Consider the following 26,771-nt stretch of genomic DNA (forward strand, 5'->3'; position numbering starts at 1 on the left):
TCCGCCGGATGCCGCCTGCCCCTGCCCCGCCGCAATGCCTAGTCCGCCGTCAGCACGAACGACGTCTGGGTCTTGGCGAAGCCGGGCACCTTCGCCTCCACCAGGTACGTCCCCGGCCCGGCCTTCCCCGCCGGAGGCGTCGCGCAGTGCGGCGCGCTCGGCCGGCCGTCCCACTTCACGGTGTACGTGAAGGTCTCCCCGGCCGGCACCCGGTACAGCAGGCTCCCGGACACCTTCGGGCAGTCGTCCGACGCCCAGTAGTCGTCCGTGGCCCCGGCCTGAGTGACCGTCAGCACCGAGCTCTTCGGGCCGAGGTCGAGCTTGCAGTCGCTGCCGGAGCCGTTCTTCGCGGTGATCCGGAACGTCGGCGTCTCCCCGGGCGCGTAGCTGTTGCGGACGCTGCGCAGCGTCAACGTGACCACGCTGGGGGTGCAGTTGGGCAACGTGGTGCCGGCCGGCAACGTCGTCGCCGCGCTCCCGGTGCCCACGCCCTCCCCGACCGCGCCCCCGCTCACGGACGCGTCACCGTTGCCGTCGGCGCCGCCGGGACCGCCCGAGCCCCCCGACCCGCCGGACCCGGAGCCCGAACCGCCGCCCGCGGAGGACCCGGCCGACGACCCGCCGGACCCGGAGCCCCCGCCGCTCGACTCGTCGCGCCCGCCCGGGTGTTGGCTGATCGCGGGCCCGGAACCGGAGGGCCCGGGTGTGATGGAGGAGGCGGGATTCTTGCCGTCGTCCCCGCCGGCGCCGTTGTGGCCACCACCGCCGCCCGAGGTGACGATCCAGGCGATCAGGAGCGCCAACAGGGCGATCACGGACACCAGTACGACCCTCCGTCGCCAGTAGATGGAGGAGGGAAGCGGCCCGACCGGATTGCGCAGAGATCCCACGGCGCAAACTGTACGAGAGATCTTGGCGTTCGCCGTTCTCACCCGCCGCCCGCCGCGCGACTTTTCCGGATCATCATCCCGGTCCCCGCGGCGAGTTCCGCTCCCGCGGCGCCTCGCTCACCCCCTTGATCGCGTTCTGTGACGACGACGGCGCACCCGGCACGGACGGTGAGCGGACCCCGCGCGGATTCGCGATCGCGCGCCTTGCAGCTCTGGCCACGGCCGGCCCGCGCCGTCGACGCCCCGGCGCCCGACCCCACCCCGTCGGGTGACGGTACGCACGTGTGCACCCCTGTCGTGGCAGGATCGGAAGGCCATGACTGCGCCCACGAAGCCCCCGTACGGCACCAGCGCCCTGCCCTCCGCCGCCGCGACCGCCCCCACCACCGCCGCCGACCCCGCCCGCGCCGCCGACGCCGTCCCCGGCCCGGCCCCCGCCGAGCCGCCGACCGCCGGACCGGCGCCGGACGGGGCGCACCTGCACGCCCCCGTCATCGACTGGTTCGAGGACAACGCCCGCGACCTGCCCTGGCGCCGCCCCGAGGCCGGGGCGTGGGGCGTGATGGTCAGCGAGTTCATGCTCCAGCAGACGCCCGTCAGCCGAGTCCTGCCCGTCTACGAGCAGTGGCTGGCCCGCTGGCCCCGCCCCGCCGACCTGGCCGCGGAGGCCCCCGGCGAGGCCGTCCGCGCGTGGGGCCGCCTCGGCTACCCGCGGCGCGCGCTGCGCCTGCACGGCGCGGCGGTGGCCATAACGGAACGGCACGGCGGTGACGTGCCCGCGGACCACGCGCAGCTCCTCGCGCTGCCCGGCATCGGCGAGTACACCGCCGCGGCGGTCGCCTCCTTCGCCCACGGACAGCGGCACGCCGTCCTGGACACCAACGTGCGCCGGGTGTTCGCGCGCGCGGTGACGGGGGTGCAGTACCCGCCGAACGCCACCACGGCCGCCGAACGCCGGCTGGCCCGCGCGCTGCTGCCCGAGGACGAGCGGACGGCCGCCCGCTGGGCCGCCGCCTCCATGGAGCTCGGCGCGCTGGTGTGCACCGCGAAGAACGAGAGCTGCCACCGGTGCCCGATCGCGGCCCAGTGCGCGTGGCGGCTCGCCGGCAAGCCGGAGCACGCCGGTCCGCCGCGGCGCGGGCAGACGTACGCGGGCACCGACCGTCAGGTGCGCGGCAAGCTGCTCGCCGTGCTGCGCGAGGCGCACGCGCCCGTGCCGCAGTCCGCGCTGGACCGGGTGTGGCACGAACCGGTGCAGCGGGCACGGGCGTTGGACGGTCTCGTGGCGGACGGCCTGGTCGAGCCGCTGCCGGGCGGCCTGTACCGGCTGCCGCACAGCTGACACACGGGCGCCGGACAGCGGCCGCACCGCGGACGACGGCCCGGTCGCGTCCGTGACACGGCGTTCGTCACGGTCGACCGGCCGGACAAATCACCCCATAAGCCACTCAACTGCCCCATCCCCTTACCCCGTTGCCGCGGCTGTTACACAACCGACGGACAGCTGAGCGCTGGCCGCAGGCTGCTTCGGACAGCGCCGTGACAAGTGCTCCGTAGCTTCTCTTCCGTGGCCGCCACCGACACGGGGGCCACGGACCTGAAGCAGGAACCGGCCGGGGACAGCCCGCCGGAAACGGGGAACTTTTCGGAGGCGGTTGATCATGGCGCAGGGCGAGGTGCTCGAGTTCGAGGAGTACGTCCGCACCCGGCAGGACGCGCTGCTGCGCAGCGCCCGCCGGCTGGTCCCGGACCCGGTCGACGCCCAGGACCTGCTGCAGACCGCACTGGCCCGCACCTACGGCCGCTGGGAGGGCATCGCCGACAAGCGGCTCGCCGACGCCTACCTGCGCCGGGTCATGATCAATACCCGCACCGAGTGGTGGCGCGCCCGCAAGCTGGAGGAGGTGCCCACCGAGCAGCTCCCGGACGCGTGCGTGGACGACGCCACCGAGCAGCACGCCGACCGCGCCCTGCTGATGGACGCGATGAAGGTCCTGGCACCCAAGCAGCGCAGCGTCGTGGTGCTGCGACACTGGGAGCAGATGTCCACGGAGGAGACCGCCGCGGCCCTCGGCATGTCGGCCGGAACGGTCAAGAGCACGCTGCACCGGGCGCTCGCCCGGCTCCGCGAGGAGCTGGAGGCGCGCGACCTGGACGCACGCGCGCTGGAGCGTGAGGAGCGGGAGCGTTGCGCGGCGGCTTGACCGACCCCGGGCCCACCCCGGACCGGCCCGGGACCACCCGGGCCCCCGGGGCCCTGCAGGCGGCAGGCACGGCAGTGGCCGTGCTCGCCGCCCTGGCCTTTTTGGTCTCCGCGTGCGCCACCGGCGGCACCGGTGCCCGTGACGAGGGCCCGGCCCACGCCGACGCGGCCGGGGGCAGCGCGAAGGTCTCCGCCTCGGCCGCGCCGAGCGACACACCCGAGCGGGTGGACGCCGTGCGGCTGATCAAGCAGGACCCGGCGGTCTCGACGGAGGTCAAGCGCGAGCTCAAGCCGTGCGTCGGCGACGAGTACCCGATCGACGTCTCCTACGGCGACCTCACCGGCGGCTCCGCCAGCGACGTCGTCGTCAACATCCTGACCTGCAGCGACACGGTCGGCGTCGGCGCCTACGTGTACCGGGAGCGGGACGGCCGCTACGAGAACGTCTTCAAGGCCGAGGAGCCGCCGGTCTACGCCGAGATCGACCGGGGCGACCTCGTGGTGACCAAGCAGGTCTACGAGCGGGGCGACCCGGTCTCCAGCCCGTCCGGCGAGAACGTCATCACGTACCACTGGAGGGCGGGCCGGTTCGCCGAGGCGTACCGCACGCACAACGACTACAGCAACGTCGTCGGCGGGGACGCGACGCCCGCCCCCGAGAGCGGATGAGCGTCGTTCGCGACGATTCCCGGGTGGGCGTGAACCGATCGGGGCGCCGCAACCGATGAGGACAGTGAACGCATCACGCACCGCGGACGTCCCCCTCAGGGGAGCCGCGGGGGACGACCGAGATCCACACGAGGACCACGAGGACTGAGAGCACCGGGATGGCAGACCAGACACACGTCCTGTTCGTCGAGGACGACGACGTCATCCGCGAGGCCACCCAGCTCGCCCTGGAGCGGGACGGCTTCGTCGTCACCGCCATGCCCGACGGGCTGTCGGGTCTGGAGGCGTTCCGCGCGGACCGCCCCGACATCGCCCTGCTGGACGTCATGGTGCCCGGTCTGGACGGCGTCAGCCTGTGCCGGCGCATCCGCGACGAGTCCACCGTGCCGGTGATCATGCTGTCCGCGCGCGCCGACTCCATCGACGTGGTCCTCGGCCTGGAGGCCGGTGCCGACGACTACGTGACCAAGCCGTTCGACGGGGCCGTGCTGGTCGCCCGCATCCGGGCGGTGCTGCGCCGCTTCGGGCACGCGGGCGGCGGTGACCGCGCCGAGCCCGAGGCGGCCGCCGACGGCGGACTGCTCACCTTCGGGGACCTGGAGGTCGACACCGAGGGCATGGAGGTGCGCCGGGGCGGACAGCCGGTGGCGCTCACCCCGACCGAGATGCGCCTGCTGCTGGAGTTCTCCTCCGCCCCGGGGACGGTGCTGTCCCGCGACAAGCTGCTGGAGCGTGTCTGGGACTACGGCTGGGGAGGGGACACCCGCGTCGTCGACGTCCATGTGCAGCGACTGCGGCAGAAGATCGGCCAGGACCGCATCGAGACGGTCCGCGGCTTCGGTTACAAGCTGAAGGCCTGAGCGGAGCGGGGTATGCGGGGGATGGTGCGGCACCTGGTTCCGGCGCAGGTGGAGCGAGCGGGCATCCGGACGGGTCTGCGGTGGAAGCTGAGCGCGGCGATCGCGCTGGTCGGCGCGCTGGTGGCGATCGCGCTCAGCCTGGTCGTGCACAACGCCGCCCGGGTGTCGATGCTGGACAACGCCCGTGACCTCGCCGACGAGCGGGTCCGGATCGCCCAGCGCAACTACGAGCTGTCCGGCCGGCCGAACTTCCCCAGCGTCAAGATCGACGACCCCCGGCTGCCGGCCGAGCTGCGGCAGAAGGTCGAGGACGGCCGCCGGGCCACGTTCGTGGCCGACCGGGCGGGCGGGGTGCCCGACATCTGGGCGGCCATGCCGCTCAAGGACGGGCACGTGATGTCCCTGCACACCGGCTTCACCGACCGCAGCACGGACATCCTCAACGACCTCGACCAGGCCCTGGTGATCGGCTCCATCGCGGTGGTCCTCGGCGGCAGCGCGCTCGGCGTCCTGATCGGCGGGCAGCTCTCGCGGCGGCTGCGCAAGGCGGCGGCCGCGGCGAACCAGGTCGCCAAGGGCGAGCCGGACGTACGCGTGCGGGACGCGATCGGCGGGGTCGTCCGCGACGAGACCGACGACCTGGCCAGCGCGGTGGACGCCATGGCGGACGCCCTCCAGCAGCGGCTGGAGGCCGAGCGCCGGGTCACCGCCGACATCGCGCACGAGCTGCGCACCCCGGTGACCGGGCTGCTCACCGCCGCCGAGCTGCTGCCTCCCGGGCGGCCGACCGAGCTGGTGCTGGACCGCGCCAAGGCGATGCGCACGCTCGTCGAGGACGTGCTGGAGGTGGCCCGGCTGGACGGCGCCTCCGAGCGGGCCGAGCTGCAGGACCTCATGCTGGGCGAGTTCGTCACCCGGCGGGTGGCGGCGAAGGACCCCGACGTCGAGGTGCGGGTGGTGCACGAGTCGGAGGTCACCACCGACCCGCGCCGGCTGGAGCGCGTGCTGTTCAACCTGCTGGCCAACGCCGCCCGCCACGGCAGACCGCCGATCCAGGTCACCGTCGAGGGCCGTGTCATCCGGGTGCGCGACCACGGCCCCGGGTTCCCCGAGGCGCTGCTCGCCGAGGGCCCGAGCCGCTTCCGCACCGGCAGCACCGACCGCTCCGGGCACGGGCACGGCCTCGGCCTGACCATCGCCGCGGGCCAGGCCCGCGTGTTGGGCGCCCGCCTCACCTTCCGCAACGTCCGGCCCGCGGGCGCACCCGGTCACGTACCGGCGGAGGGCGCGGTCGCCGTGCTGTGGCTGCCGGAACACGCCCCGACCAACACGGGCAGCTACCCGATGCTGCCGCTCCCGGGCGCGGCCGCACCCCCGGGACCGAGATCCGGCCCGCCTGTCGGGCCCCGGCCCCTGGGCTCCTAGGAGAACGCCCCGGCCCGGGGCTCGTGGGAGGAGCGGCGGGCGCAGGAGAAGGCCCCCGGGGCGGACAACCGCCGGGGGCCTTCGTGGTCAGGGAGTGACTCGTCGGTCAGACCGCTTCGACGACCGGCGTCTGCGGTGCGGCCTCGGCCGGCGCGTCCTCCGCCTTGGGGCCCGCCCCCTTGAGCGGCACCTCCTTGACGAAGACGGCGGCGACCAGGGCGACCACGGCCACCACGGACCCGAGGACGAAGGCCGCGTGGGTGCCGTCGGACACGGCGTACTGGTAGGCCTCGCGGGCCGCGGCCGGCAGCTTCGCCAGGTGGGCCGCGTCGAGCTGGGCGGACTGCTCGGTGACCTTCGAGCCGATCGAACCGGCCCGCTCGCTCATGACGTCCTGGACCCGGTGGTTGAACAGCGCACCCATGATCGCGACGCCGAAGGAGGACCCGAGCGTACGGAACAGGGTGGTCGAGGAGGACGCGACGCCCATGTCCCGCATCTCCACGCTGTTCTGCGCGACCAGCATGGTGATCTGCATCAGGCAGCCCATGCCGAGGCCGAGAACGGCCATGAACAGCCCGGAGGTGAGCCGGGTGGTGCCGGTGTCCATCGTCGACAGCAGGTACAGGCCGACGATCATCAGGGCGCTGCCGACGACCGGGAAGACCTTGTAGCGGCCGGTGCTGGTGGTGATCCGGCCCGCGATCATGGAGGTGACCAGCATCGCGCCGAGCATCGGCAGGAGCAGCAGACCCGAGTTGGTCGCGGACGCGCCCTGCACGGACTGCTGGTAGAGCGGCAGGAAGAGGGTCGCGCCGAACATCACGAAGCCGGTGATGAAGCCGATGACCGACATGAGGGTGAAGTTGCGGCTGCGGAAGATGTGCAGCGGGACGACCGGCTCGGCGGCCTTGGTCTGCCAGAACACGAACCCGACGAGCGCGGCCACGCCGATGCCGATCAGCTCCATGATCCGCGCGGACGTCCAGGCGTACTCGGTGCCGCCCCACGTGGTGACCAGCACGATCGAGGTGATGCCGACGGTCAGCAGCACGACGCCGAGGTAGTCGATGCCCGCCTTGGACCGCTTCTTCGGCAGGTGCAGCACCGCGCTGATCAGACCGAGGGAGACGACGCCGAGCGGCAGGTTGATGTAGAAGGCCCAGCGCCAGCCCCAGTGGTCGGTGATGGTGCCGCCGACGAGGGGTCCGGCGATCATCGCGACCGCCATGACGGCGGCCATCATGCCCTGGTACTTGCCGCGCTCACGGGGCGGGATCAGGTCGCCGATGATCGCCATGACGCCGACCATCAGACCGCCGGCGCCCAGGCCCTGCACGGCGCGGAAGCCGATCAGCTCGCCCATGTTCTGGGCCATGCCGCTCAGCGCGGACCCGATCAGGAAGAGCACGATCGAGGTCATGAAGGTGGCCTTGCGGCCGTACATGTCGCCGAGCTTGCCCCAGATGGGCGTGGCGGCGGCGGTCGCGAGGGTGTACGCGGTCACCACCCAGGAAAGGTGTTCGAGCCCGCCGAGCTCGCCGACGATCGTCGGCATCGCGGTGCCCACGATCATGTTGTCGAGCATCGCGAGCATCATCGTGATCATGAGTGCGAGCAGGACCACCCGCACGCTCTTCGGCTGTTTGCCGTCGCTGGTCCCGGCCACCGCGGCCGGCTGTGTGTCCGCCATCTCTTCCCACTCCCCCAGGGCCGCTACTTACTTGCCGCCCGGCTAGTTCAGTACACTGGGAAGGTAGACCTGTCACTAGCCGGTCGTCAAGTAAGTTTCCGGGGGGCACACCTGCCGGGCGGTGCACCCACCCCCGCGGGCACCCACGTTTTCGCGGGGACGCGAGGAGTACGAGGATGGACGTCACCATGGACGACGACGGCACCAAGCAGCAGCGGCGCGGGAACACCCGCCAGCGCATCCAGGACGTGGCGCTCGACCTCTTCGCCGAGCAGGGCTACGACAAGACGTCGCTCCGCGAGATCGCGGAGCGGCTCGATGTGACGAAGGCGGCCCTGTACTACCACTTCAAGACGAAGGAAGAGATCCTCGTCAGCATCTTCGAGGACCTGACGCAGCCGATCGAGGACCTGATCGAGTGGGGCCGGGAGCAGCCGCACACCCTGCAGACCAAGCAGGAGATCGTGCGCCGCTACGGCCAGGCGCTCGACGACGCCGCCCCGCTCTTCCGCTTCATGCAGGAGAACCAGGCGACGATCCGCGAGCTGCGCATCGGCGAGTCCTTCAAGAGCCGGATGCAGAGTCTGCGGGAGATCATCATCGATCCGGACGCCCCGCTGGCCGACCAGGTCCGGTGCGTCAGCGCGCTGTTCACGCTGCACGCCGGCATGTTCCTGCTGCAGGACCTGGAGGTCGACCCCGAGGAGAGGCGCGCGGCCGTCCTCGAGGTCGCCATCGATCTGGTGACCCAGGCCCACCGGGGCGGCTGACCGGGTCCCTCGTCCGACCGGAGGGTCAGACGGTCACGCCCTTGGCGCGCAGGAAGCTCACCGGGTTGACCGCGGAGCCGTAGTTCGGCGTCGTGCGGATCTCGAAGTGCAGGTGCGGGCCGGTGGAGTTACCGGTGTTGCCGGACTTGGCTATGTGCTGGCCGGTCTTGACGACCTGGCCGATCTTGACGTCGATGCGCGAGAGGTGCGCGTACTGCGAGTAGACGCCGTTGGCGTGCTTGATCACGACGGCGTTGCCGTAGGCGGGGCCGTCACCGGCGCCGTTGCCGCCGGCCTTGACGACGGTGCCGCCGTGGGCGGCGACGACGTTGGTGCCGATCGGCACGGCGAAGTCCTGGCCGCTGTGCTTGGCGACCCAGTGGCTGCCGGACTGGGCGAAGCCGGCGGACAGCTTGTAGTGCTTGACCGGGTCGACCCAGGAAGCGGCCTTCTTGCTGACGGCCGTGACGGTGGTGTGCTCGGCGGCGGTCGCCACTCCGCCGCCCAGCACGACCGCGGTGGCACCCAGGGCGGCGGCCCCGACGGCCACGCGGGTGCGAAGCAGGGACGTACGGGAAGAGCGGTTCATGGCGCAGTGGAACATCGAAACCTCATGAGGTCGGGGGCGGGGTCACCCCCCGGGGCGAGGACGCCTGCCGGGTGGGCCAGTCCTTGGTAACCCGCGCTCCCATCTCCACCCAAACGTGTGACCTACGACGGAAAGTAGTACGTGAACGCAGAACTTTCCCACTTCTTGACAGAGGGGCTTCTAGTTCTCATTCCGTGCAGTACGGCGAAAACGGGCATCAAGGCTCGCACTGACTGTCCGTTTTGCCCGGGTCTGCGTGGCGACTATTCCCGCTAGTACTACCGAATCCGCCTGTGCGGCATGTCACCGGGGACCGTGATCCACGACCCCGGGGAGGTGACCCGGGCCACCCTCCTGACACATCATCATGTCGCCCCGGCTGATGGCCGGATGGTGACCGCGGTCACCGGCGGATCCCCCCTTCGGGTGACGCACGCCTCTAGCGCCCTACCGTCCAGTAACCCTACGGTTCCCCTCGCGCCACCCTCGCCGACGAACATGCACACGACACAGCAGCGTTGAACGGGAGAGGACCCCCACATGACCCACAGACGTGCCTGGCTGCGCAACGCCTCGGTGACCACCGTCTCCGCGGCCGCCCTCGTGGCCCTGGCCGCCCCGGCCGACGCGGCGGCGGACACCGTGCCCGCCCGCACCCCGGTCGCCGCCACGGCCGCCGCGGCGGACGTCGACTACGCCACCTGGCAGCAGGACTGCCGCGCCGTCATGGACCAGGCGCTGCCGTACCTGAAGCAGCGGATCGCCGCCGCCACGCCCGGCGAGAAGCAGGCCGTCGTCCTCGACGTCGACAACACCGCGCTGGAGACCGACTTCGGCTTCAGCTTCCCGCAGCCGGCGAACAAGCCGGTCCTCGACGTCGCCCGCTACGCCCAGGAGCACGGCGTCTCCCTGTTCTTCGTCACGGCCCGGCCCGGCATCATCTCGCTGCCCACGGAGTACAACCTCGAGCACGACGGCTACGAGGTCTCCGGTCTGTACGTCCGCGGCCTGTTCGACCTCTTCAAGAACGTCGGCGCCTACAAGGCCGCCCAGCGCGTCAGCATCGAGAACAAGGGCTACACGATCATCGCGAACATCGGCAACAGCGCCACCGACCTGTCGGGCGGCCACGCCGAGAAGACGTTCAAGCTGCCGGACTACGACGGCCAGCTCTCCTGACGGACGTCCCGGTGGCCTCCCTGACGGGCCTGCTGGCGCCTCAGCGACACCGGGACAGGAAAAGGGCCGGCCCCGGGACACATGTCCCGGGGCCGGCCCCTCGTCCGTTCAGGCCGAGCGCGGAGGCTAGGCCTCCTTGCTCAGGTTCGGTCCGGCACCGCCGGCCGCCTGCTCGATCGGCGGGACGTCGGGCAGCGCCGACTTCTCCTCGCCGCGGAAGGTGAAGGTCTGGGCGTCGCCTTCGCCCTCGGTGTCCACGACCACGATCTGGCCGGGGCGGACCTCGCCGAAGAGGATCTTCTCCGACAGGGTGTCCTCGATCTCGCGCTGGATCGTGCGACGCAGCGGCCGCGCGCCCATCACGGGGTCGTAGCCCTTCTTGGACAGCAGCTCCTTGGCGGCCTGGGACAGCTCGATGCCCATGTCCCGGTCCTTCAGGCGCTCGTCCACCTTGCCGATCATCAGGTCGACGATCCGCAGGATGTCCTCCTGCGTGAGCTGCGGGAAGACGACCACGTCGTCGACGCGGTTGAGGAACTCGGGCCGGAAGTGCTGCTTGAGCTCGTCCGAGACCTTGTTCTTCATGCGCTCGTAGTTGGTCTTCGTGTCACCCGAGGCCGCGAAGCCCAGGTTGAAGCCCTTGGAGATGTCCCGGGTGCCGAGGTTGGTCGTCATGATGATGACCGTGTTCTTGAAGTCCACGACCCGGCCCTGGGAGTCGGTCAGGCGACCGTCCTCCAGGATCTGCAGCAGCGAGTTGAAGATGTCCGGGTGGGCCTTCTCGACCTCGTCGAAGAGGACGACCGAGAACGGCTTGCGGCGCACCTTCTCCGTCAGCTGACCGCCCTCCTCGTAGCCCACGTAGCCGGGGGGCGAACCGAAGAGACGCGAGACGGTGTGCTTCTCGCTGAACTCCGACATGTCGAGGGAGATCAGCGCGTCCTCGTCACCGAAGAGGAACTCGGCGAGCGCCTTGGACAGCTCGGTCTTACCGACACCGGACGGGCCGGCGAAGATGAACGAGCCACCGGGACGCTTCGGGTCCTTCAGACCCGCACGCGTACGGCGGATCGCCTTCGACAGCGCCTTGACGGCGTCGTTCTGGCCGATGACCCGCTTGTGCAGCTCCTCCTCCATGCGCAGCAGGCGGCTGGACTCCTCCTCGGTCAGCTTGAAGACCGGGATGCCGGTGGCCGTGGCGAGGACCTCGGCGATCAGCTCGCCGTCGACCTCGGCGACGACGTCCATGTCGCCGGCCTTCCACTCCTTCTCCCGCTTGGCCTTGGCGGCCAGGAGCTGCTTCTCCTTGTCGCGCAGGGAGGCGGCCTTCTCGAAGTCCTGCGAGTCGATCGCGGACTCCTTGTCCCGGCGGACCGAGGCGATCTTCTCGTCGAACTCGCGCAGGTCCGGCGGAGCGGTCATCCGGCGGATGCGCATCCGGGAACCGGCCTCGTCGATCAGGTCGATCGCCTTGTCCGGCAGGAAGCGGTCCGAGATGTACCGGTCGGCCAGGGTGGCGGCCTGGACCAGCGCCTCGTCGGTGATGGAGACGCGGTGGTGCGCCTCGTACCGGTCGCGCAGGCCCTTGAGGATCTCGATGGTGTGCGGCAGGGACGGCTCGGCGACCTGGATGGGCTGGAAGCGGCGCTCCAGGGCCGCGTCCTTCTCCAGGTGCTTGCGGTACTCGTCCAGCGTGGTCGCACCGATGGTCTGCAGCTCACCGCGGGCCAGCATCGGCTTCAGGATCGAAGCGGCGTCGATGGCGCCCTCGGCGGCACCCGCACCGACCAGCGTGTGCAGCTCGTCGATGAACAGGATGATGTCGCCGCGGGTGCGGATCTCCTTGAGCACCTTCTTCAGGCGCTCCTCGAAGTCACCGCGGTAGCGGGAGCCGGCGACCAGGGCGCCCAGGTCCAGCGTGTAGAGGTGCTTGTCCTTCAGCGTCTCGGGGACCTCGCCCTTGACGATGGCCTGGGCGAGGCCCTCGACGACGGCGGTCTTGCCGACGCCGGGCTCACCGATCAGCACCGGGTTGTTCTTGGTACGGCGGGACAGCACCTGCATGACCCGCTCGATCTCCTTCTCGCGCCCGATGACCGGGTCGAGCTTGGACTCACGAGCGGCCTGGGTGAGGTTCCGGCCGAACTGGTCGAGGACCAGGGACGTCGAGGGGGTGCCCTCGGCAGGGCCGCCGGCGGTGGCGGTCTCCTTGCCCTGGTAACCGGAGAGCAGCTGGATCACCTGCTGCCGCACGCGGTTCAGATCAGCGCCCAGCTTGACGAGGACCTGGGCGGCGACGCCCTCGCCCTCGCGGATCAGGCCGAGCAGGATGTGCTCCGTGCCGATGTAGTTGTGGCCCAGCTGAAGGGCCTCGCGGAGCGACAGCTCCAGGACCTTCTTGGCACGGGGGGTGAAGGGGATGTGGCCGGACGGGGCCTGCTGGCCCTGGCCGATGATCTCCTCCACCTGCTGGCGGACCGCCTCGAGCGAAATCCCGAGGCTCTCAAGGGCCTTGGCGGCGACACCCTCACCCTCGTGGATCAGGCCCAGGAGGATGTGCTCGGTGCCGATGTAGTTGTGGTTGAGCATCCGGGCTTCTTCCTGAGCCAGGACGACAACCCGCCGCGCGCGGTCGGTGAACCTCTCGAACATCGTTAATCGCTCCTCAGAGCGGTCAGGCAGTGGGGGGAACTTCCCCTCCCTGTCCTTCCGCAGCTTAGTCCCGCAAGCGGGGACCGCTCATTCCAACTGCCGACACCGTCGATGGCCTCCTGACCCCGAACGCCGACATCTGCTCCAACCCGATGGTGCGAGACGATGTTCCCGCAGGCCAGGCAGATACCCCACTCGCCACTACGCCGATGGCGAACGTGAGACGGCCTTTCCCGCGCGTCGCCCCCTCCCACTAGGGATGTCTTACCCGCGCCCACTGACACTCCATGCCGCGCGCCCCCGTTCCCTCCGCTACGGGCGAACAACCTTGCGCCTCCCCACACCCCCGCACGCTCCCCTGCTCGACACCGTGCGCACCCGTAAGGGCACCCAGCGTAACTCGACGGGCCTTAGTGCGGTTGGCGCTGACATGACTGGCGCAGCGCCCAAGACCGTCACCGCGATCGTCCCGGAGGCCCCGACGGCCCCGGATGCCCCGCACCCCCCGCGGGCCACACGAGGCACGCCGACCCCGGCAGCCACGCCGAACCCGTATGTCACTCCGCTCATCCCCGGCCCTCTCCTCCCGTGCCCCCGTCGGCCGCTGGACCCGGACGAGCGGATCCGCGGCTGGTACGAGAACGAACTGGGATGGGCGACGGTGCCCGGAGCGCCGGTACGACTTATCGCGGGCCGACGCTTCGACGTCCTCGACGTCCCCGTGGCGGCCGGACACGCGGCCCTGCGGCGCCTGGCACCCGGTACGGCGCCCGTGGCCGTGCGGGGGCCGCGGATGTGGCTGCTGGTGGCCGCGGGGAGCGCGGAGGAGCTCCCGGGCGTCCTGCGGTGGCTGGAGTGGGGCGGCCTGCCGCTCGACATCGCGGCGGTCGGCGCGGGCGGGACGATCGAGGCGCCGCTGCCGCCGGGCCCACCCGGGCCGCTGGGGCGGCTGGGGGCGTCGGGGGCTCAGGGGGCGCGCCTACGGGGCCGCGGGCGGGACGTGGGGCAGGGCGCGGGCGCGCAGGGGCCGGACCCGTGGGGGCCGGTCACCGGAGGGCCGGAGCTGCCCGCTCCCGGGTCCGCGCAGGGGGCCGCCGTGTGGCTGCGGCCCCCCGGGGCCGGGTGCGAGGTCGAGGCCTCGCTGCCGACGGTGTCGGCCCTGCCGACAGGGTCGACGCCGGGGGCCGCTGGGGGCGCCCCCGATCTCGTACGGCTGGTGGACACGGTGGCGACCGAGTGTCACCGCGTCCGGCTGCGGTGCGCGGGCGCTCAGCCGTTGGCCTTCTCGTAGGCCTCGCGGATGGCCGCGGGGACCCGGCCGCGGTCGTTGACCTCGAGACCCTGCTCCTTCGCCCACGCGCGGATGGCAGCGGTGTCCTGGCTGCCACCACCGGAAGCGGCGCGGGTCTTTCCGCGTCCGCCCGAAGCACGGCCCCCGGTGCGACGACCGCCCTTCACATAGGGGTCGAGAAGGCTGCGCAGCTTGTCCGCATTCGCAGTCGTGAGATCGATCTCGTACGTCTTGCCGTCCAGCGCGAACGTCACGGTCTCGTCCGCCTCGCCGCCGTCGAGGTCGTCGACAAGAAGGACCTGAACCTTCTGTGCCACCGGATTTCCTTTCATCGATAACGTGAGGGCCTGGGGTCCGCGGCATCCGCCGTTTCGCCGCTCCCCCTGTTATATGCAGTACTGCGTTACGTCGGAAAGCAAACCGCTTTTGCCGAGAAAACACAAACCCCTGGCAGAGACCGACCGGCCGCCCCACGGCGGGAAACGTGCGCGTTTCGGACATAGGGGCACGCGGTGAAGGCGTGGGAAGCCGGGGGAAGGCGGGCGGGATGGGTGCGGGGAAGGGCGGAATACACCGCGGTGACGCTTCGCCGATCCCCGACGATCACAGATGCAGAAGCATCCGGCTGTTGCCCAAGGTGTTCGGTTTCACCCGCTCCAGGCCGAGGAACTCCGCGACGCCCTCGTCATAGGAACGCAGGAGCTCGGCGTAGACATCGGTGTCGACGGGCGTCTCGCCGATCTCCACGAAGCCGTGCTTGCCGAAGAAGTCGACTTCGAAGGTCAGACAGAAAACGCGCCGCACGCCGAGCCAGCGCGCGGTGAGCAGCAGCTTCTCCAACAACCGGTGGCCCACGCCGGCGCCCTTGAGGCCGGGCTTCACGGCCAGCGTGCGCACTTCCGCGAGGTCTTCCCACATCACGTGCAGTGCGCCGCAGCCCACGACCTCGGCGTTGTCGTCGCGTTCCGCCACCCAGAACTCCTGGATGTCCTCGTAAAGCGTCACCGTCGCTTTGTCCAGCAGGATGCCCGCACGGACGTACGCGTCAAGGAGGCGCCGCACGGCCGGGACATCGCTCGTCCTGGCCCGCCGGACGGTGATGGCTTTAGCGGGGACTTCGGGACTCTCTGCGGACATGTACGGACGCTATCGCCCGCCGCGCTCCGTTGCCGAGCCGGGGTTCTGTGCGGCGCTCTCACCGGGTCCGCGCTCTTCGCGGGGTTCGGCGGCGCGGGTGCCTTCCGGCTGTTCCGGGGGCGTGAGGGATTCGGGGCCCTGGACGATGCGCACGGCATCGCTCAGCGCCCGGCGCTGTTCCTCGCTCATCATGCCGAAGAACGCGACGAGAGCGGCGGCGGGGTTGTCGCTCTGCGCCCAGGCGTCGTTCATGAGGGCGGCCGCGTAGGCGGCCCGGGTGGAGACCGCCTCATATCGATAGGCCCGGCCTTCCGCCTCACGGCGCACCCAGCCCTTCTGATGGAGATTGTCCAGAACGGTCATCACGGTGGTGTACGCGATCGAGCGTTCCTGTTGCAGGTCTTCCAGGACTTCTCGAACGGTCACCGGGCGGTTCCACTTCCACACCCGCGTCATGACCGCGTCTTCGAGTTCTCCCAAGGGGCGAGGCACAACTCAGCACCATAGTGGTAGATCTCCCCCACGGCGTGCGGGACGGGCGCTTACCCCGACAAACACAACAAAAAAGGGCGTACGGCTCCCTGCGCCCCGAGGGGCACGCGGGCGCGTGAGCGCGCGCGGGGAGACGTACGCCGGTGTGGGCCGGAACGCTCAGGCGTCGGTCGGGCCGGAGACCTGCCGGGTGCCCTCGGCGCGCGCGAGGACGGCGTCGACGGCCGCGTCCTCCTTGGCCTTGTTGGCGCCGCCCTGGGTCTTCACGATCACCCTGATCACGCCGATGAAGAACACGGCCATGACGACCGGGGGCACGAGCGCGGAGACGTAGTCCATGCATCCAGGGTAGCCACGGAGGAAGCGGACATCCGGCCGGGGTGGCGCCCCCGGCATGGCCGCTGGTCGCGGCACGCGCGCGGGGAGCACCGAAGGGAGCGGACCCTCGCGGCGGTCGGACGCACCCCGGCGCGGCCGGGCGTACGGCGAGGGGGCCGGTCGACGCGGCGGCCGGCCCCCTGAGGCGCCCGGGGAAGTCTCCGCGGGAGACGTGGGTGAGCAGTGTCCGCGGAGACGTGGGTGAGCGGTGTCCGTGGCGGCGCCCGGCGGTCAGCCGACCGCCAGGCGGTGGCCCGACTCGGCCGGGCGCTCTCCCGGCTCCGACGGCGGCGCGGCGGGCTTGCGGCGCGGGAACACCTCGCCCGGGGTGGGGACGGGGCGCCGGGCCGGCTGGGGCGCGCCGCGGCCGGGTCCGGGTGCGGCGGGCTGGTCCGGCTTCTTCTCCTTGGTCCGCTCCGGCCGCGGCGCGCCCTCACCCGCGCTCCCGGCCAGTCCGCCGGGAAGGGCCAGAAGACGGGTGCGGGAGGCGGGGACGGTGGCCGTGGGGCCGGCGGGTCCGGTGGCCTTGGCCGCGGGGACCGTCCCGGCGGGGGCGGCCGGCGCCGGGACCGTGCGGCGGGCCAGACGGGCCCGGACGTCCTGCTCGGCGAGCATCTCGCAGCGCGGGAGCAGGGCGGCGGCGTCCGGGTTGCCGCGCAGCGCGCGCAGGGCGGCGAGGTCGTCGGCGACGGGGCGGTAGCCGGTACCGAGGACCTCCTCCAGGAGTCTCAGGTAGCCCGTCACGGTGCCGGGCAGGGCGGCGCGGTACCGGGCGAGGTCGGCCACGAGGAAGGCCCGCAGCCGGGCGCCCTCGCGGATCGCCTCGTCGAGGGACCCGGCGAGGCGGAGACAGTCCTGGACGTCCTCGGCCGAGGCGGGTTCGGGCTGGAGGGCGAGGGCGAGGGCGCGTCGGAGCACACGCAGCTCCTCCACGCCGAACGCCATGCCGCCGCGGGATCCGTATGGCGTGGGCATGCGCCGACGGTACGCGCTAATCAGACAAATCAGACACGCAGTGCAGGGTGTCGCGCGTCAGGACCACTCACCTGGACCCATGACGGCGCCGCCGGGAGGCACGGGACCGCGCCGGGGCGGTCCCGTGCCTCCCGGCGTCCTCACGTGCGCGCGACGTTGCGCTCGTACGCCAGGCGCAGGCCGATCAGGGTCAGCCACGGCTCGTGCTCGTCGATCACCGAGGACTCGCCCAGCACCATCGGCGCCAGTCCGCCCGTGGCGATCACCGTCACGTCGTCCGGGTCGTCGGCGAGCTCCCGCACCATCCGGTTCACCACGCCGTCGACCTGGCCGGCGAAGCCGTAGACGATGCCCGCCTGCATGGCCTCGACGGTGTTCTTGCCGATGACGCTCCGCGGCCGCGCCACCTCGATCTTGCGCAGCTGGGCGCCCTTGACGCCCAGTGCCTCCACGGAGATCTCGATGCCGGGCGCGATGACGCCGCCGACGTACTCCCCGCGCGCGCTGACCGCGTCGAACGTCGTCGCGGTGCCGAAGTCCACGACGACGGCCGGCCCGCCGTACAGCTCGACGGCCGCCACCGCGTTGATGATGCGGTCGGCGCCGACCTCCTTGGGGTTGTCGGTCAGGATCGGCACCCCGGTCTTCACCCCGGGCTCCACGAGGACGGCGGGTACGTCGCCGTAGTAGCGCCGGGTCACCTCGCGCAGTTCGTGCAGCACGGACGGCACGGTCGCGCAGATGGCGATCCCGTCGATGCCGTCGCCCAGCTCGTCGCCGAGCAGCGGGTGCATCCCCATCAGGCCCTGGAGGAGCACCGCCAGCTCGTCGGCGGTGCGGCGGGCGTCCGTCGAGATCCGCCAGTGTTCGACGATGTCCTCACCGTCGAACAGGCCGAGCACGGTGTGCGTGTTGCCCACGTCGATCGTCAGCAGCATGGCCGCTACCCGCCCCTACTCCGCCGCTCGCAGGTCCAGGCCGATGTCGAGGATCGGCGAGGAGTGCGTGAGGGCCCCGACGGCCAGGAAGTCGACGCCGGTCCGGGCGTACGCGTGCGCGGTGTCCAGGGTGAGCCGTCCGGACGCCTCCAGCAGGGCGCGTCCGCCGACGATGCCGACGGCCTCCTCGCACTCGCCGGGGGTGAAGTTGTCCAGCAGGATCAGGTCGGCGCCCGCGTCCACGACCTCGCGCAGCTGGTGCAGGGTGTCGACCTCGACCTCGATGGGCACCTCCGGGAACGCCTCCCGGACGGCCTTGAAGGCCTGGGCGACGCCGCCCGCGGCGACCACGTGGTTGTCCTTGACGAGGGCCGCGTCGGACAGCGACATGCGGTGGTTGACCCCGCCGCCGCAGCGCACCGCGAACTTCTCCAGGGCGCGCAGGCCCGGCGTGGTCTTGCGGGTGTCGCGCACGCGCGCCTTGGTGCCTTCCAGGACGTCGGCCCACGCGCGCGTGGCGGTGGCGATGCCCGACAGGCGGCACAGGATGTTCAGCGCGCTGCGCTCGGCGGTCAGCAGGTCACGCGTGCGCGTGGTGACCGACAGCAGCTTCTGCCCGGCGTGGACGCGGTCGCCGTCCTCCACGTGCCGTTCGACCTCGAACTCGTCCGTGCAGACGACCGACAGGACCGCCTCGGCGACCCGCAGGCCCGCCACGACGCCCGCCTCGCGCGCGACGAAGTCGGCGGTGGCGACGGCCTCCTCGGGGATGGTCGCGACGGTCGTGACGTCCACGCCGTGGTCGAGGTCCTCCTGAATGGCCACGTTGGCGATGTCCTCGACCTCGACGGGGTCGAGTCCGGCGTCGGCCAGCAGCTGCGCGAGGGCGGGGTCGAGACCGCACTCCAGGTACGCCTCGTCCGCGTCGGTTCCTTCGGCGCCGCAGCCGCAGCCGTCGCCGCAGCCTCCGCTCGGGACGAGGGGAAGGTCGTTGCTCACTTCGCTCACTGCTCCTGGGGCTGCCGGGACGAGGGGACGGTCGGGGGGAAGTCTGCGGTGTCCGTGGTGCGCACGGCCAGCGTCCGGTCCGGATTCAGCCGTACGACGATGTGACGGCGCCAGCGGGTGTCGTCGCGGCCGGCGTGGTCCTCGCGCCAGTGGCAGCCGCGGGTCTCCTCGCGCAGCGCGGCGGCGGCGACCAGGACGCGGGCCACGCACAGGAGGTTGGTGGCCTCCCAGGTGTCGACGCCGGGCTCGGCGGTCTTGCCGTTCTCGTCGAGCGCGTCGCGCGCGTCGGCGTGCAGCCGCTGGAGCTGCTCGGCGGCCTGCTCGAGGGACCGTGCGGAGCGCAGCACGCCCGCGCCGTCGGCCATGATCCGCTGGATGGCGAACCGGGCCTCGGCGGCGAGGAGCGGGTGGGACGGCTTCTCGGGCTGCGGCACGGGCTGCGGCTCGCGCGCGGGCAGGCCGTCGGCGGTGCGGCCGGAGGCGATGTCGGCGGCGATGCGCTCGGCGTAGACCAGGCCCTCCAGCAGGGAGTTGGAGGCGAGCCGGTTGGCGCCGTGCACGCCGGTGCAGGCGACCTCACCGCACGCGTACAGGCCGGGCACGGTCGTGCGGCCGTGGGAGTCGGTGCGCACGCCGCCGGAGGCGTAGTGGGCGGCCGGGGCGATCGGAATGGGCTCGTGGACCGGGTCGATGCCGTGGGCGCGGCAGGCGGCGAGGATCGTCGGGAAGCGGTGCTCCCACATCTCGGCGCCGAAGTGGCGGGCGTCGAGGAACATGTGCTCGGCGTCCTGCTCCTGCATCCGGCGCATGATGCCCTTGGCGACGATGTCGCGGGGGGCGAGCTCGGCCAGCTCGTGCTGCCCGACCATGAAGCGCACGCCGTCGGCGTCGACCAGGTGGGCGCCCTCGCCGCGCACCGCCTCCGAGACCAGCGGCTGCTGGCCCTCCGCGTCGGGGCCGAGGAACAGCACCGTCGGGTGGAACTGGACGAACTCCAGGTCGCTGACCTCGGCGCCCGCGCGCAGCGCCAGCGCCACGCCGTCGCCGGTCGACACCGACGGGTTGGTGGTCGCGGAGAACACCTGGCCCATGCCGCCGGTCGCGAGGACGACCGCGGGCGCGTGCACGGCGCCCACGCCGTCGTGCTGGCCCTCGCCCATCACGTGCAGGGTGACGCCCGCGGTGCGGCCGTCGGCGTCGGTGAGCAGGTCCAGCACGAGCGCGTTCTCGATCGCCCGCACGCCGCGTGCGCGGACCGCCTCGACGAGCGCGCGGGAGATCTCCGCGCCGGTCGCGTCGCCGCCCGCGTGCGCGATGCGCCGGCGGTGGTGGCCGCCCTCGCGGGTGAGTTCCAGGCCGCCTTCGTCGGACTCGTCGAAGTGGGCGCCGGTCGCGATGAGCCGGCGCACGGCGTCGGGGCCCTCGGTGACCAGGAGGCGCACGGCGTTCTCGTCGCACAGGCCGGCGCCGGCCACCAGGGTGTCGTCCAGGTGCTGCTCGGGGGTGTCGCCCTCGCCGAGGGCGGCGGCGATGCCGCCCTGTGCCCAGCGGGTGGAGCCGTCGTCGAGGCGGGCCTTGGTGACGACCACGGTGTTCAGGCCGGCGGCCTCGCAGCGCAGGGCCGCGGTGAGGCCGGCGACGCCGGAGCCGACGACCACCACGTCCGCGGAGATGGACCACCCGGGCGCGGGCGCGTGCAGTCGTATGCCTGTGCTGGTCACGAGGCGGCTCCGAAGGTGAGGGGGAGGTTGTCGATCAGCCGGGTCGAGCCGACCCGGGCGGCGACGGCGAGGACGGCCTCGCCGGTGAAGTCGTCGTCGATCTCGGTGAAGTCGGCCGGGTCGACGAGGGCGAGGTAGTCCAGGACGAGCGGCGGGGTGAGCCGCGCGGCCTCGTCGAGGACGAGCCGGGCGGCGGCGCGCACGGCCGCCGCGGAGCCCGGGACGGCCTTGACGACGGCGTGCGTGTCGGCGGCGGCGCGGGACTCGCCGAGCGCGCTGAGCGCCTCCGCCCGCGCGCGGGTGGCGGGCACCTCACGCGCGCGGGCCCGCAGCGCCTCCTGCGCGGCGTGCCGGTCGCGGCCGGCGAACAGCGCCTGCGACAGGGCGAGCGCGGTGCGCCGCTCCTCGGCGGAGAGGTAGCGGTTGCGGCTGGACAGGGCCAGCCCGTCGTCCTCGCGCACGGTGGGGACGCCGACGATCTCGACGCCGAAGTTCAGGTCGCGCACCATGCGGCGGATCAGGGCGAGCTGCTGGGCGTCCTTCTGCCCGTACAGCGCGACGTCCGGGCGGGTCAGGTGCAGCAGCTTGGCGACGACGGTGAGCATGCCGTCGAAGTGGCCCGGCCGCGAGGCACCCTCCAGGCGCTCCCCCATGGGCCCGGCGCTGATGCGCACCTGCGGCGCGCCGCCCGGGTAGACCTCGTCCACCGAGGGCGCGAGGACGACGTCGGCGCCCGCCTCCTCGGCGATCTTCAGGTCGGCGTCCAGGGTGCGCGGGTAGCGGTCGAGGTCCTCGCCCTCGCCGAACTGCAGCGGGTTGACGAACACGGTGACGACGACCTCGCCGTCCGGCCCGGCGATGCGGCGGGCGGCGCGCACGAGGGTCGCGTGGCCCTCGTGCAGGGCGCCCATCGTCATGACGACGGCCCGGCGTCCGTGCCGCACGCGCGCGTGCAGCTCGTCGGCGGTGCGCAGCAGGGTGGTGGTCATCCGGCGGCTCCTTCGGTGCCGTGGGTGCCGTGGCCGCCGTCGGCGAGGACCCCGAGGAGGTCCTCGGCCAGTTCCGGCTTGAGCAGGCCGTGGGCGAGGGCGCGGTCGGCGGTGGCGCGGGCCATCGCCAGGTACCCGGCGACGGTCTGCGGGGCGTGCCGGCGCAGTTGGTCGACGTGCGCGGCGACGGTGCCGGCGTCCCCGCGCGCGACGGGACCGGTGAGGGCGGCGTCGCCGGAGCGCAGGGCGTTGTCCAGCGCGGCGCCGAGCAGCGGGCCGAGCATCCGGTCGGGTGCCTCGACGCCGGCCGCGCGCAGCAGCTCCATGGACTGGGCGACCAGCGTCACCAGGTGGTTCGCGCCGAGGGCGAGGGCCGCGTGGTAGAGGGGCCGCATGTCCTCGGCGATCCACTCGGGCTCGCCGCCCATCTCGATGACCAGGGCTTCGGCGGCCAGCCGCAGTTCCTCGGGAGCGGTGACGCCGAAGGAGCAGCCGGCGAGGCGCTGCACGTCCACGGGCGTGCCGGTGAATGTCATCGCCGGGTGCAGCGCAAGCGGCAGCGCGCCCGCGCGCAGGGCGGGGTCGAGCACCTTCGCGCCGTAGCGCCCGGAGGTGTGGACGATGAGCTGCCCCGGCCGCACGGCACCGGTCCCGGCGAGGCCCTCGACGAGGTCCGGCAGGGTGTCGTCCGGGACGGTGAGCAGCACCAGGTCGGCGCGCTGCAGGACCTCGGCGGGCGGGACGAGCGGCACGTCGGGCAGCAGCAGGGCGGCGCGGCGGCGGGAGGCGTCGGAGACCCCCGAGGCGGCCACCGGGCGGTGCCCGGCGAGCTGGAGGGACGCCGCGAGCGCGGGGCCCACGCGGCCGGCGCCGACGACGCCGACGGTGAGCCGCGCGGGGCGGTCCCGGGGATCTGGCTGCTGGCTTGTACTCACGCGACGGAGGCCTTCCCGTTCCAGTCCGCTCTGGGTACCGGACGATTTCTCGTCATGTTAACGCGATCTGTTCCGCGGGCGTCGGTTCGTCCACAGGCTGTGGGTAACCACACTCGGTCCCGGCGTGGGCGCGCGGGCCGAAATGCGGTGCCGCGTCCGCCCCGCGCGCGACATGATCCCCGACATGAGCGATACGACGGACCGGACCACGCGCGGGCCCGACGAGGGACCCGGCGAGCAGTTGTCGGAGGAGGAGCGGCGCACCCGCCGGTGGGAGCGGCGCAGGAGCGCGGCCCGCGGTGCGCGCCGGGTGCTCGCCCGCTCCGGGCTGCAGAGCACGCTCCGCGGGCGGCTGGCCCTGCTGGAGGCCGCCGGCGAGGTGTACGACCTGGACGAGCCCGTCGACGTCTACGGCAACGGCGTCGTCGAGGCCCTGGAGGAGAAGGTCGCCGGACTGCTCGGCATGGAGGCCGCGGCGTTCTTCCCGACCGGCACGATGGCCCAGCAGGTGGCCCTGCGCTGCTGGGCGGGGCGCACCGGCGACCCGGCGGTGGCACTGCACGCGATGGCGCACCCCGAGGTGCACGAACGCGACGCGCTCAGTCAGGTCAGCGGGTTGCGCCCGGTCCTGCTGACCGGGGAGCCCCGCCAGCCCACGGCCCGGGAGGTACGGGACTGCGCCGAACCCTTCGGCACGCTGATGCTCGAACTCCCCCTGCGGGACGCCGGGTACCTGCTGCCGTCCTGGCAGGAGCTGACGGAGCTGGTGGAGGCGGCACGCGAGCGTGACGCGGTGGTGCACTTCGACGGCGCGCGCCTGTGGGAGTCCACCGTCCACTTCGGCCGCCCCCTCGACGAGATCGCGGGCCTCGCGGACAGCGTCTACGTGTCGTTCTACAAGTCCCTGGACGGTTTCGGCGGCGCCGCGCTCGCCGGGCCGGCCGCGCTGGTCGGGGAGGCGAAGACCTGGCGCCACCGCTACGGCGGCCAGGTCTTCCAGCAGTTCCCCACCGTCCTGTCGGCGCTGTTGGGGCTGGAGCGGGAACTGCCGCGCCTGCCCGAGTACGTGCGCCACGCGCGCGTGGTGGCCGCGGCGCTGGGCGAGGCCCTGGCGGAAGCCGGCCTGCCGTGGTCGCGGGTGCACCCGGAGGTGCCGCACACGAACGAGTTCCAGGTGTGGCTGCCGTACGACGCCGACGTCGTCGCCGAGGCCGCGATCCGCACGGCCGAGGAGACCGGGACCCTGCTGTTCGGCCGTGCCTGGGACGCGCCGGTGCCGGGGCTGGCGCGGACGGAGGTCGACGTCCGCGCCGACGGTCTGGGCTGGAGCGCCGACGACGTGCGGGCGGCGGTCGCCGACTTCGCGGTCCGGCTGCGGGAGGAGGCCGGCCGGGCGCACGGGTAGCCGGGCGGCGGCGCTGTCGGTGGCGGGGTGCACCATGGGCCCATGAGCGTGAGCATCGACGTCGCGGGGCTGCGGCCGGAGAGGGTGGCCGTGGTGCCCTCTCCCCTGGCCGAGCTCGGCATGGCGCTGCACGCGCTGTCCGAGCCGGGGCACCACCCCGGGCTGCGGGGCTGGGTCACCGGGGTGAGCGCAAGGCTCGACCCCCACCTGGCCGACCGCATGTGCGAGGCGGACTTCCTGTGGCGGACGACGTTCTCGGACCTGTTCATGCCGTTCGCCGGGCTGCCCGGCCGCAGCACGCTCCCCGGCGCCACGCTCGCCGAGGACCTGGACCTGCTGGACAAGCTGACGGACGAGCAGTTCGTGGACGCGGCCCTGGAGTTCACCTGCGCCCTGCCGTACTGCTCGCACGGGCCCGACGTGCTGACCGACGCGAGCCTGCGGCGGCGCGCGCTGGAGCTGGCCGCGGCGCGCGGACCCCGGCAACTGCGGTTCAGCGAGCGGCTGCTGGACGACCCGCCGCGGATCAGGGCCTGGCTGCGGCAGTTCCTGCAGGACTGCGACGAGGCGTTCTTCGCCGAGGTGTGGTCCCGGCTGCGCCACCCGCTCACGGCGGACGCCCGGCACAAGACGGAGCTGCTGCGCCGCAAGGGCCTGGGCGAGGCCCTCACCGCGACGTCGCCCGCGCTCTCGCTCGACGAGGCGGCCGCGCGGATCACCGTCGACAAGCTGGGCACCGGCCACTCGGCCACCGGGGACGGCGGCCTGCTGCTCGTCCCCACCAGCCTCGGCTGGCCGCACCTGAGCGTCCTGCACCGGCACGCCTGGCAGCCGGTGCTGCACTACCCGGTCGGCTCCCCCGAGCCGGCCGCGCCGACGCCGGTCGAGCAGCTCGCGCTGCGGATGACCGCCCTGGCGCACCCCGTGCGCATGCGCCTGTGCCGCCACCTGGCGCGCAGCGCCTACACCACGAGCGAGTTGGCGCAGGCGCACGGGATGACCGCACCCGAGATATCCCGGCACCTCGGTGTCCTGAAGAAGGCGGGGCTGCTCACCACGCGCCGCCGCGGCCGGTACGTCCTGCACCAGCTCGACGTGACGGTGGTGGCCCGGCTCGGCGGCGACTTCCTGGAAGGCATCCTGCGCTGAGGGGCGCGGGGGCGCGGTCCGCGCTCAGTCGAGCCGGATGTGCCGCAGTCCCACCCGGACCTGGCGCAGGCGCGTGCGCAGGGGCCCCTCCGTGTTCGGCACGAGGGTCAGCCCGGCGAGCACGGCGATCCGGTCCGCGGTCCTGGGCACGGTCGAGCGGTCCGTCCACAGGTGCTCGGCGAACTCGGGCTCACGCAGCCGCTCCAGGCAGTGGTCCAGTCGCGCGACCGCCCAGCTCTCCCGGCGCGCTGCCGCACCCTTGCCCGCGGCGACCCGGAGCAGGTGTCCGAGACGGCGCTCGCGCAGCCGCCGCAGCACGGTCTCCCGCTCGGCGAGCAGGGTGAAGTGCCGGACGTCATGGCCGAGTCCGCGGAGCCGGCCGACGGTCTCGTCGAAGTAGCGGGGGTCCGTGACCGTCATGGGTGCGATCACCACCCCGTCGTGCCGGCGCAGCGCCAGGTCGAGGACCTCGACGACGCCCTGCCGCCAGGACACCAGGTCCTGGAAGTCCCCGCGCAGCTCGGGCGGGAGCATCCGGCGCAGCCCGAACCCGGGGTGCTCCGGGTCGCAGATCACGCTGCCCGGCAGCCGGCGCCGTATCTCGTGCGCGGTCTGTGTCTTGCCGCCCCCGAAGGGGCCGTTGATCCACAGAAGCATGCGCAGACCCTAGGGGACACCGCTCACGTCCGGGCGCCCGCCTCAGCCGTGTCCGCCGCCGCCCGCGCGGACCAGGCCCGTCTCGTAGGCCAGGACGACCACCTGGACCCGGTCGCGCAGGCCCAGTTTGGTCAGGATCCGGCCGACGTGGGTCTTCACCGTCGCCTCGGAGAGGACCAGCCGGGCCGCGATCTCGCCGTTGGACAGGCCCTGGGCGACGAGGATCATGACCTCGCGTTCGCGCTCGGTGAGGCGCTCCAGCTCCTTGTGCCGGGGCTCCCGGCCGGTGCTCGGCAGCATCGGCGCGAACCGGTCGAGCAGCCTGCGGGTGGTCGAGGGCGCGACCACGGCGTCCCCGCTGTGCACGGAGCGGATGGCGGCCAGCAGCTCGCCGGGCGGCACGTCCTTGAGCATGAAGCCGGAGGCCCCGGCCTTCAGGGCGGAGAAGGCGTACTCGTCGAGGTCGAAGGTGGTCAGGATCAGCACCTTCGGCGGCTCGGCCTCCGCGCAGATGCGCCGGGTGGCCTCCACGCCGTCCAGCTTCGGCATGCGCACGTCCATCAGCACGACGTCGACCGCCGTGGCGCGCAGGACCTGGAGGGCCTCCACACCGTCGCCCGCCTCGGCGACGACCTCCATGTCCGGCTGGGCGGCGAGCACCATCCGGAACCCGGTGCGCAGCAGCACCTGGTCGTCGACGAGCATCACGCGGATCGTCATCGGTCCTCTTCCGTCCAAGGGTCAGCGAGTGGGTCGTGGGGAGAGC

Annotated in this window: 26 protein-coding genes; 10 read left to right on the forward strand and 16 right to left on the reverse strand. The window is 72.6% G+C overall.

The window, feature by feature from the left end; all coding sequences use genetic code 11:
- Positions 1-38: 38 nt before the first annotated feature.
- Positions 39-890 carry a hypothetical protein gene (locus E4U92_RS28060; protein ID WP_137303226.1) on the reverse strand — a complete coding sequence of 284 codons (852 nt, stop codon included), beginning with the start codon at positions 888-890 and terminating at the stop codon, positions 39-41.
- Between the two features lie 316 nt (positions 891-1,206).
- On the opposite strand from E4U92_RS28060, the gene E4U92_RS28065 reads away from it, so the two are divergent.
- The 5 genes from E4U92_RS28065 to cseC all read left to right on the forward strand — a co-directional run bounded on the left by E4U92_RS28065 (position 1,207) and on the right by cseC (position 6,047).
- On the forward strand, positions 1,207-2,232 hold the full coding sequence (locus E4U92_RS28065; protein WP_137303227.1) for an HhH-GPD family protein: 1,026 nt from the start codon (positions 1,207-1,209) through the stop codon (positions 2,230-2,232).
- Positions 2,233-2,551: 319 nt separating this feature from the next.
- Positions 2,552-3,094: a SigE family RNA polymerase sigma factor gene (locus tag E4U92_RS28070; RefSeq protein ID WP_067241044.1), complete on the forward strand. Its 543-nt coding sequence runs from the start codon at positions 2,552-2,554 to the stop codon at positions 3,092-3,094.
- A complete protein-coding gene (locus tag E4U92_RS28075) occupies positions 3,079-3,762 on the forward strand; it encodes a hypothetical protein (RefSeq protein ID WP_168374815.1) in 684 nt (227 codons plus the stop codon). Before E4U92_RS28070 ends, E4U92_RS28075 begins: the two co-directional genes overlap by 16 nt.
- A gap of 158 nt (positions 3,763-3,920) precedes the next feature.
- Positions 3,921-4,622 (forward strand): two-component system response regulator CseB, encoded by a 702-nt coding sequence (gene cseB, locus E4U92_RS28080; protein ID WP_137303228.1) that lies wholly within the window; start codon positions 3,921-3,923, stop codon positions 4,620-4,622.
- A 12-nt stretch (positions 4,623-4,634) separates the two neighbouring features.
- Entirely contained in the window at positions 4,635-6,047 is a 1,413-nt protein-coding gene (gene cseC, locus E4U92_RS28085; protein ID WP_137303229.1) for a two-component system sensor histidine kinase CseC, read from the forward strand.
- Positions 6,048-6,153: 106 nt separating this feature from the next.
- Here the strand turns inward: cseC and E4U92_RS28090 are convergent, their stop codons facing one another.
- Positions 6,154-7,740 (reverse strand): MDR family MFS transporter, encoded by a 1,587-nt coding sequence (locus E4U92_RS28090; RefSeq protein WP_137303230.1) that lies wholly within the window; start codon positions 7,738-7,740, stop codon positions 6,154-6,156.
- A 176-nt stretch (positions 7,741-7,916) separates the two neighbouring features.
- Between E4U92_RS28090 and E4U92_RS28095 the strand changes: the two genes are divergently transcribed.
- Positions 7,917-8,510, forward strand: a complete 594-nt coding sequence (locus E4U92_RS28095; RefSeq protein WP_137303231.1) for a TetR/AcrR family transcriptional regulator — start codon at positions 7,917-7,919, stop codon at positions 8,508-8,510.
- Between the two features lie 25 nt (positions 8,511-8,535).
- On the opposite strand, the gene E4U92_RS28100 is transcribed toward E4U92_RS28095, so the two are convergent.
- The gene (locus E4U92_RS28100; RefSeq protein ID WP_137303232.1) at positions 8,536-9,114 is read right to left on the reverse strand and encodes a M23 family metallopeptidase; all 579 of its coding nucleotides are present in this window, start codon (positions 9,112-9,114) and stop codon (positions 8,536-8,538) included.
- Positions 9,115-9,639: 525 nt separating this feature from the next.
- Here E4U92_RS28100 and E4U92_RS28105 point away from each other — a divergent pair.
- Complete coding sequence (locus E4U92_RS28105; RefSeq protein WP_137303233.1) at positions 9,640-10,278, forward strand: HAD family acid phosphatase; 639 nt, start codon at positions 9,640-9,642, stop codon at positions 10,276-10,278.
- Positions 10,279-10,404: 126 nt separating this feature from the next.
- Here E4U92_RS28105 and E4U92_RS28110 read toward each other — a convergent pair whose 3' ends face one another.
- The gene (locus E4U92_RS28110; protein ID WP_137303234.1) at positions 10,405-12,930 is read right to left on the reverse strand and encodes an ATP-dependent Clp protease ATP-binding subunit; all 2,526 of its coding nucleotides are present in this window, start codon (positions 12,928-12,930) and stop codon (positions 10,405-10,407) included.
- Between the two features lie 568 nt (positions 12,931-13,498).
- Here E4U92_RS28110 and E4U92_RS28120 point away from each other — a divergent pair.
- Complete coding sequence (locus E4U92_RS28120) at positions 13,499-14,221, forward strand: SCO3374 family protein (protein WP_137303394.1); 723 nt, start codon at positions 13,499-13,501, stop codon at positions 14,219-14,221.
- Here the strand turns inward: E4U92_RS28120 and E4U92_RS28125 are convergent.
- From E4U92_RS28125 to E4U92_RS28170, 10 genes are all read right to left on the reverse strand, one after another.
- Entirely contained in the window at positions 14,200-14,538 is a 339-nt protein-coding gene (locus E4U92_RS28125) for a histone-like nucleoid-structuring protein Lsr2 (protein WP_137303235.1), read from the reverse strand. The two genes, E4U92_RS28120 and E4U92_RS28125, sit on opposite strands and share 22 nt — an antisense overlap.
- A 286-nt stretch (positions 14,539-14,824) precedes the next feature.
- Complete coding sequence (locus tag E4U92_RS28130; protein WP_137303236.1) at positions 14,825-15,358, reverse strand: amino-acid N-acetyltransferase; 534 nt, start codon at positions 15,356-15,358, stop codon at positions 14,825-14,827.
- A 9-nt stretch (positions 15,359-15,367) separates the two neighbouring features.
- Complete coding sequence (locus E4U92_RS28135) at positions 15,368-15,814, reverse strand: BlaI/MecI/CopY family transcriptional regulator (protein ID WP_229863206.1); 447 nt, start codon at positions 15,812-15,814, stop codon at positions 15,368-15,370.
- 195 nt (positions 15,815-16,009) lie between these two features.
- A complete protein-coding gene (locus E4U92_RS28140) occupies positions 16,010-16,189 on the reverse strand; it encodes a hypothetical protein (RefSeq protein WP_137303238.1) in 180 nt (59 codons plus the stop codon).
- Between the two features lie 270 nt (positions 16,190-16,459).
- Positions 16,460-17,173: a serine/threonine-protein kinase gene (locus tag E4U92_RS28145; RefSeq protein WP_137303395.1), complete on the reverse strand. Its 714-nt coding sequence runs from the start codon at positions 17,171-17,173 to the stop codon at positions 16,460-16,462.
- 170 nt (positions 17,174-17,343) lie between these two features.
- Positions 17,344-18,141 carry a type III pantothenate kinase gene (locus tag E4U92_RS28150; protein WP_137303239.1) on the reverse strand — a complete coding sequence of 266 codons (798 nt, stop codon included), beginning with the start codon at positions 18,139-18,141 and terminating at the stop codon, positions 17,344-17,346.
- A gap of 15 nt (positions 18,142-18,156) precedes the next feature.
- On the reverse strand, positions 18,157-19,149 hold the full coding sequence (nadC, locus tag E4U92_RS28155; RefSeq protein ID WP_174864040.1) for a carboxylating nicotinate-nucleotide diphosphorylase: 993 nt from the start codon (positions 19,147-19,149) through the stop codon (positions 18,157-18,159).
- Positions 19,146-20,870: an L-aspartate oxidase gene (locus tag E4U92_RS28160; protein WP_137303241.1), complete on the reverse strand. Its 1,725-nt coding sequence runs from the start codon at positions 20,868-20,870 to the stop codon at positions 19,146-19,148. The genes nadC and E4U92_RS28160 overlap by 4 nt, the downstream gene beginning before the upstream one ends.
- Positions 20,867-21,859, reverse strand: a complete 993-nt coding sequence (gene panC / locus E4U92_RS28165) for a pantoate--beta-alanine ligase (RefSeq protein ID WP_137303242.1) — start codon at positions 21,857-21,859, stop codon at positions 20,867-20,869. Before panC ends, E4U92_RS28160 begins: the two co-directional genes overlap by 4 nt.
- The gene (locus tag E4U92_RS28170; RefSeq protein WP_137303243.1) at positions 21,856-22,794 is read right to left on the reverse strand and encodes a Rossmann-like and DUF2520 domain-containing protein; all 939 of its coding nucleotides are present in this window, start codon (positions 22,792-22,794) and stop codon (positions 21,856-21,858) included. The genes panC and E4U92_RS28170 overlap by 4 nt, the downstream gene beginning before the upstream one ends.
- A gap of 184 nt (positions 22,795-22,978) precedes the next feature.
- Between E4U92_RS28170 and E4U92_RS28175 the strand changes: the two genes are divergently transcribed.
- Together E4U92_RS28175 and E4U92_RS28180 are read left to right on the forward strand one after the other, a co-directional pair.
- Entirely contained in the window at positions 22,979-24,199 is a 1,221-nt protein-coding gene (locus E4U92_RS28175; RefSeq protein ID WP_229863156.1) for a threonine aldolase family protein, read from the forward strand.
- Between the two features lie 42 nt (positions 24,200-24,241).
- Positions 24,242-25,348, forward strand: a complete 1,107-nt coding sequence (locus tag E4U92_RS28180; protein WP_137303245.1) for a DUF5937 family protein — start codon at positions 24,242-24,244, stop codon at positions 25,346-25,348.
- Between the two features lie 24 nt (positions 25,349-25,372).
- On the opposite strand, the gene E4U92_RS28185 is transcribed toward E4U92_RS28180, so the two are convergent.
- Together E4U92_RS28185 and E4U92_RS28190 are read right to left on the reverse strand one after the other, a co-directional pair.
- Entirely contained in the window at positions 25,373-26,005 is a 633-nt protein-coding gene (locus E4U92_RS28185; RefSeq protein WP_137303246.1) for an AAA family ATPase, read from the reverse strand.
- Between the two features lie 42 nt (positions 26,006-26,047).
- Entirely contained in the window at positions 26,048-26,725 is a 678-nt protein-coding gene (locus tag E4U92_RS28190) for a response regulator (RefSeq protein WP_137303247.1), read from the reverse strand.
- Between the last annotated feature and the right edge of the window lie 46 nt (positions 26,726-26,771).

This window comes from Streptomyces galbus (assembly GCF_005280195.1).
In the GTDB taxonomy this organism is placed as follows: domain Bacteria; phylum Actinomycetota; class Actinomycetes; order Streptomycetales; family Streptomycetaceae; genus Streptomyces; species Streptomyces galbus.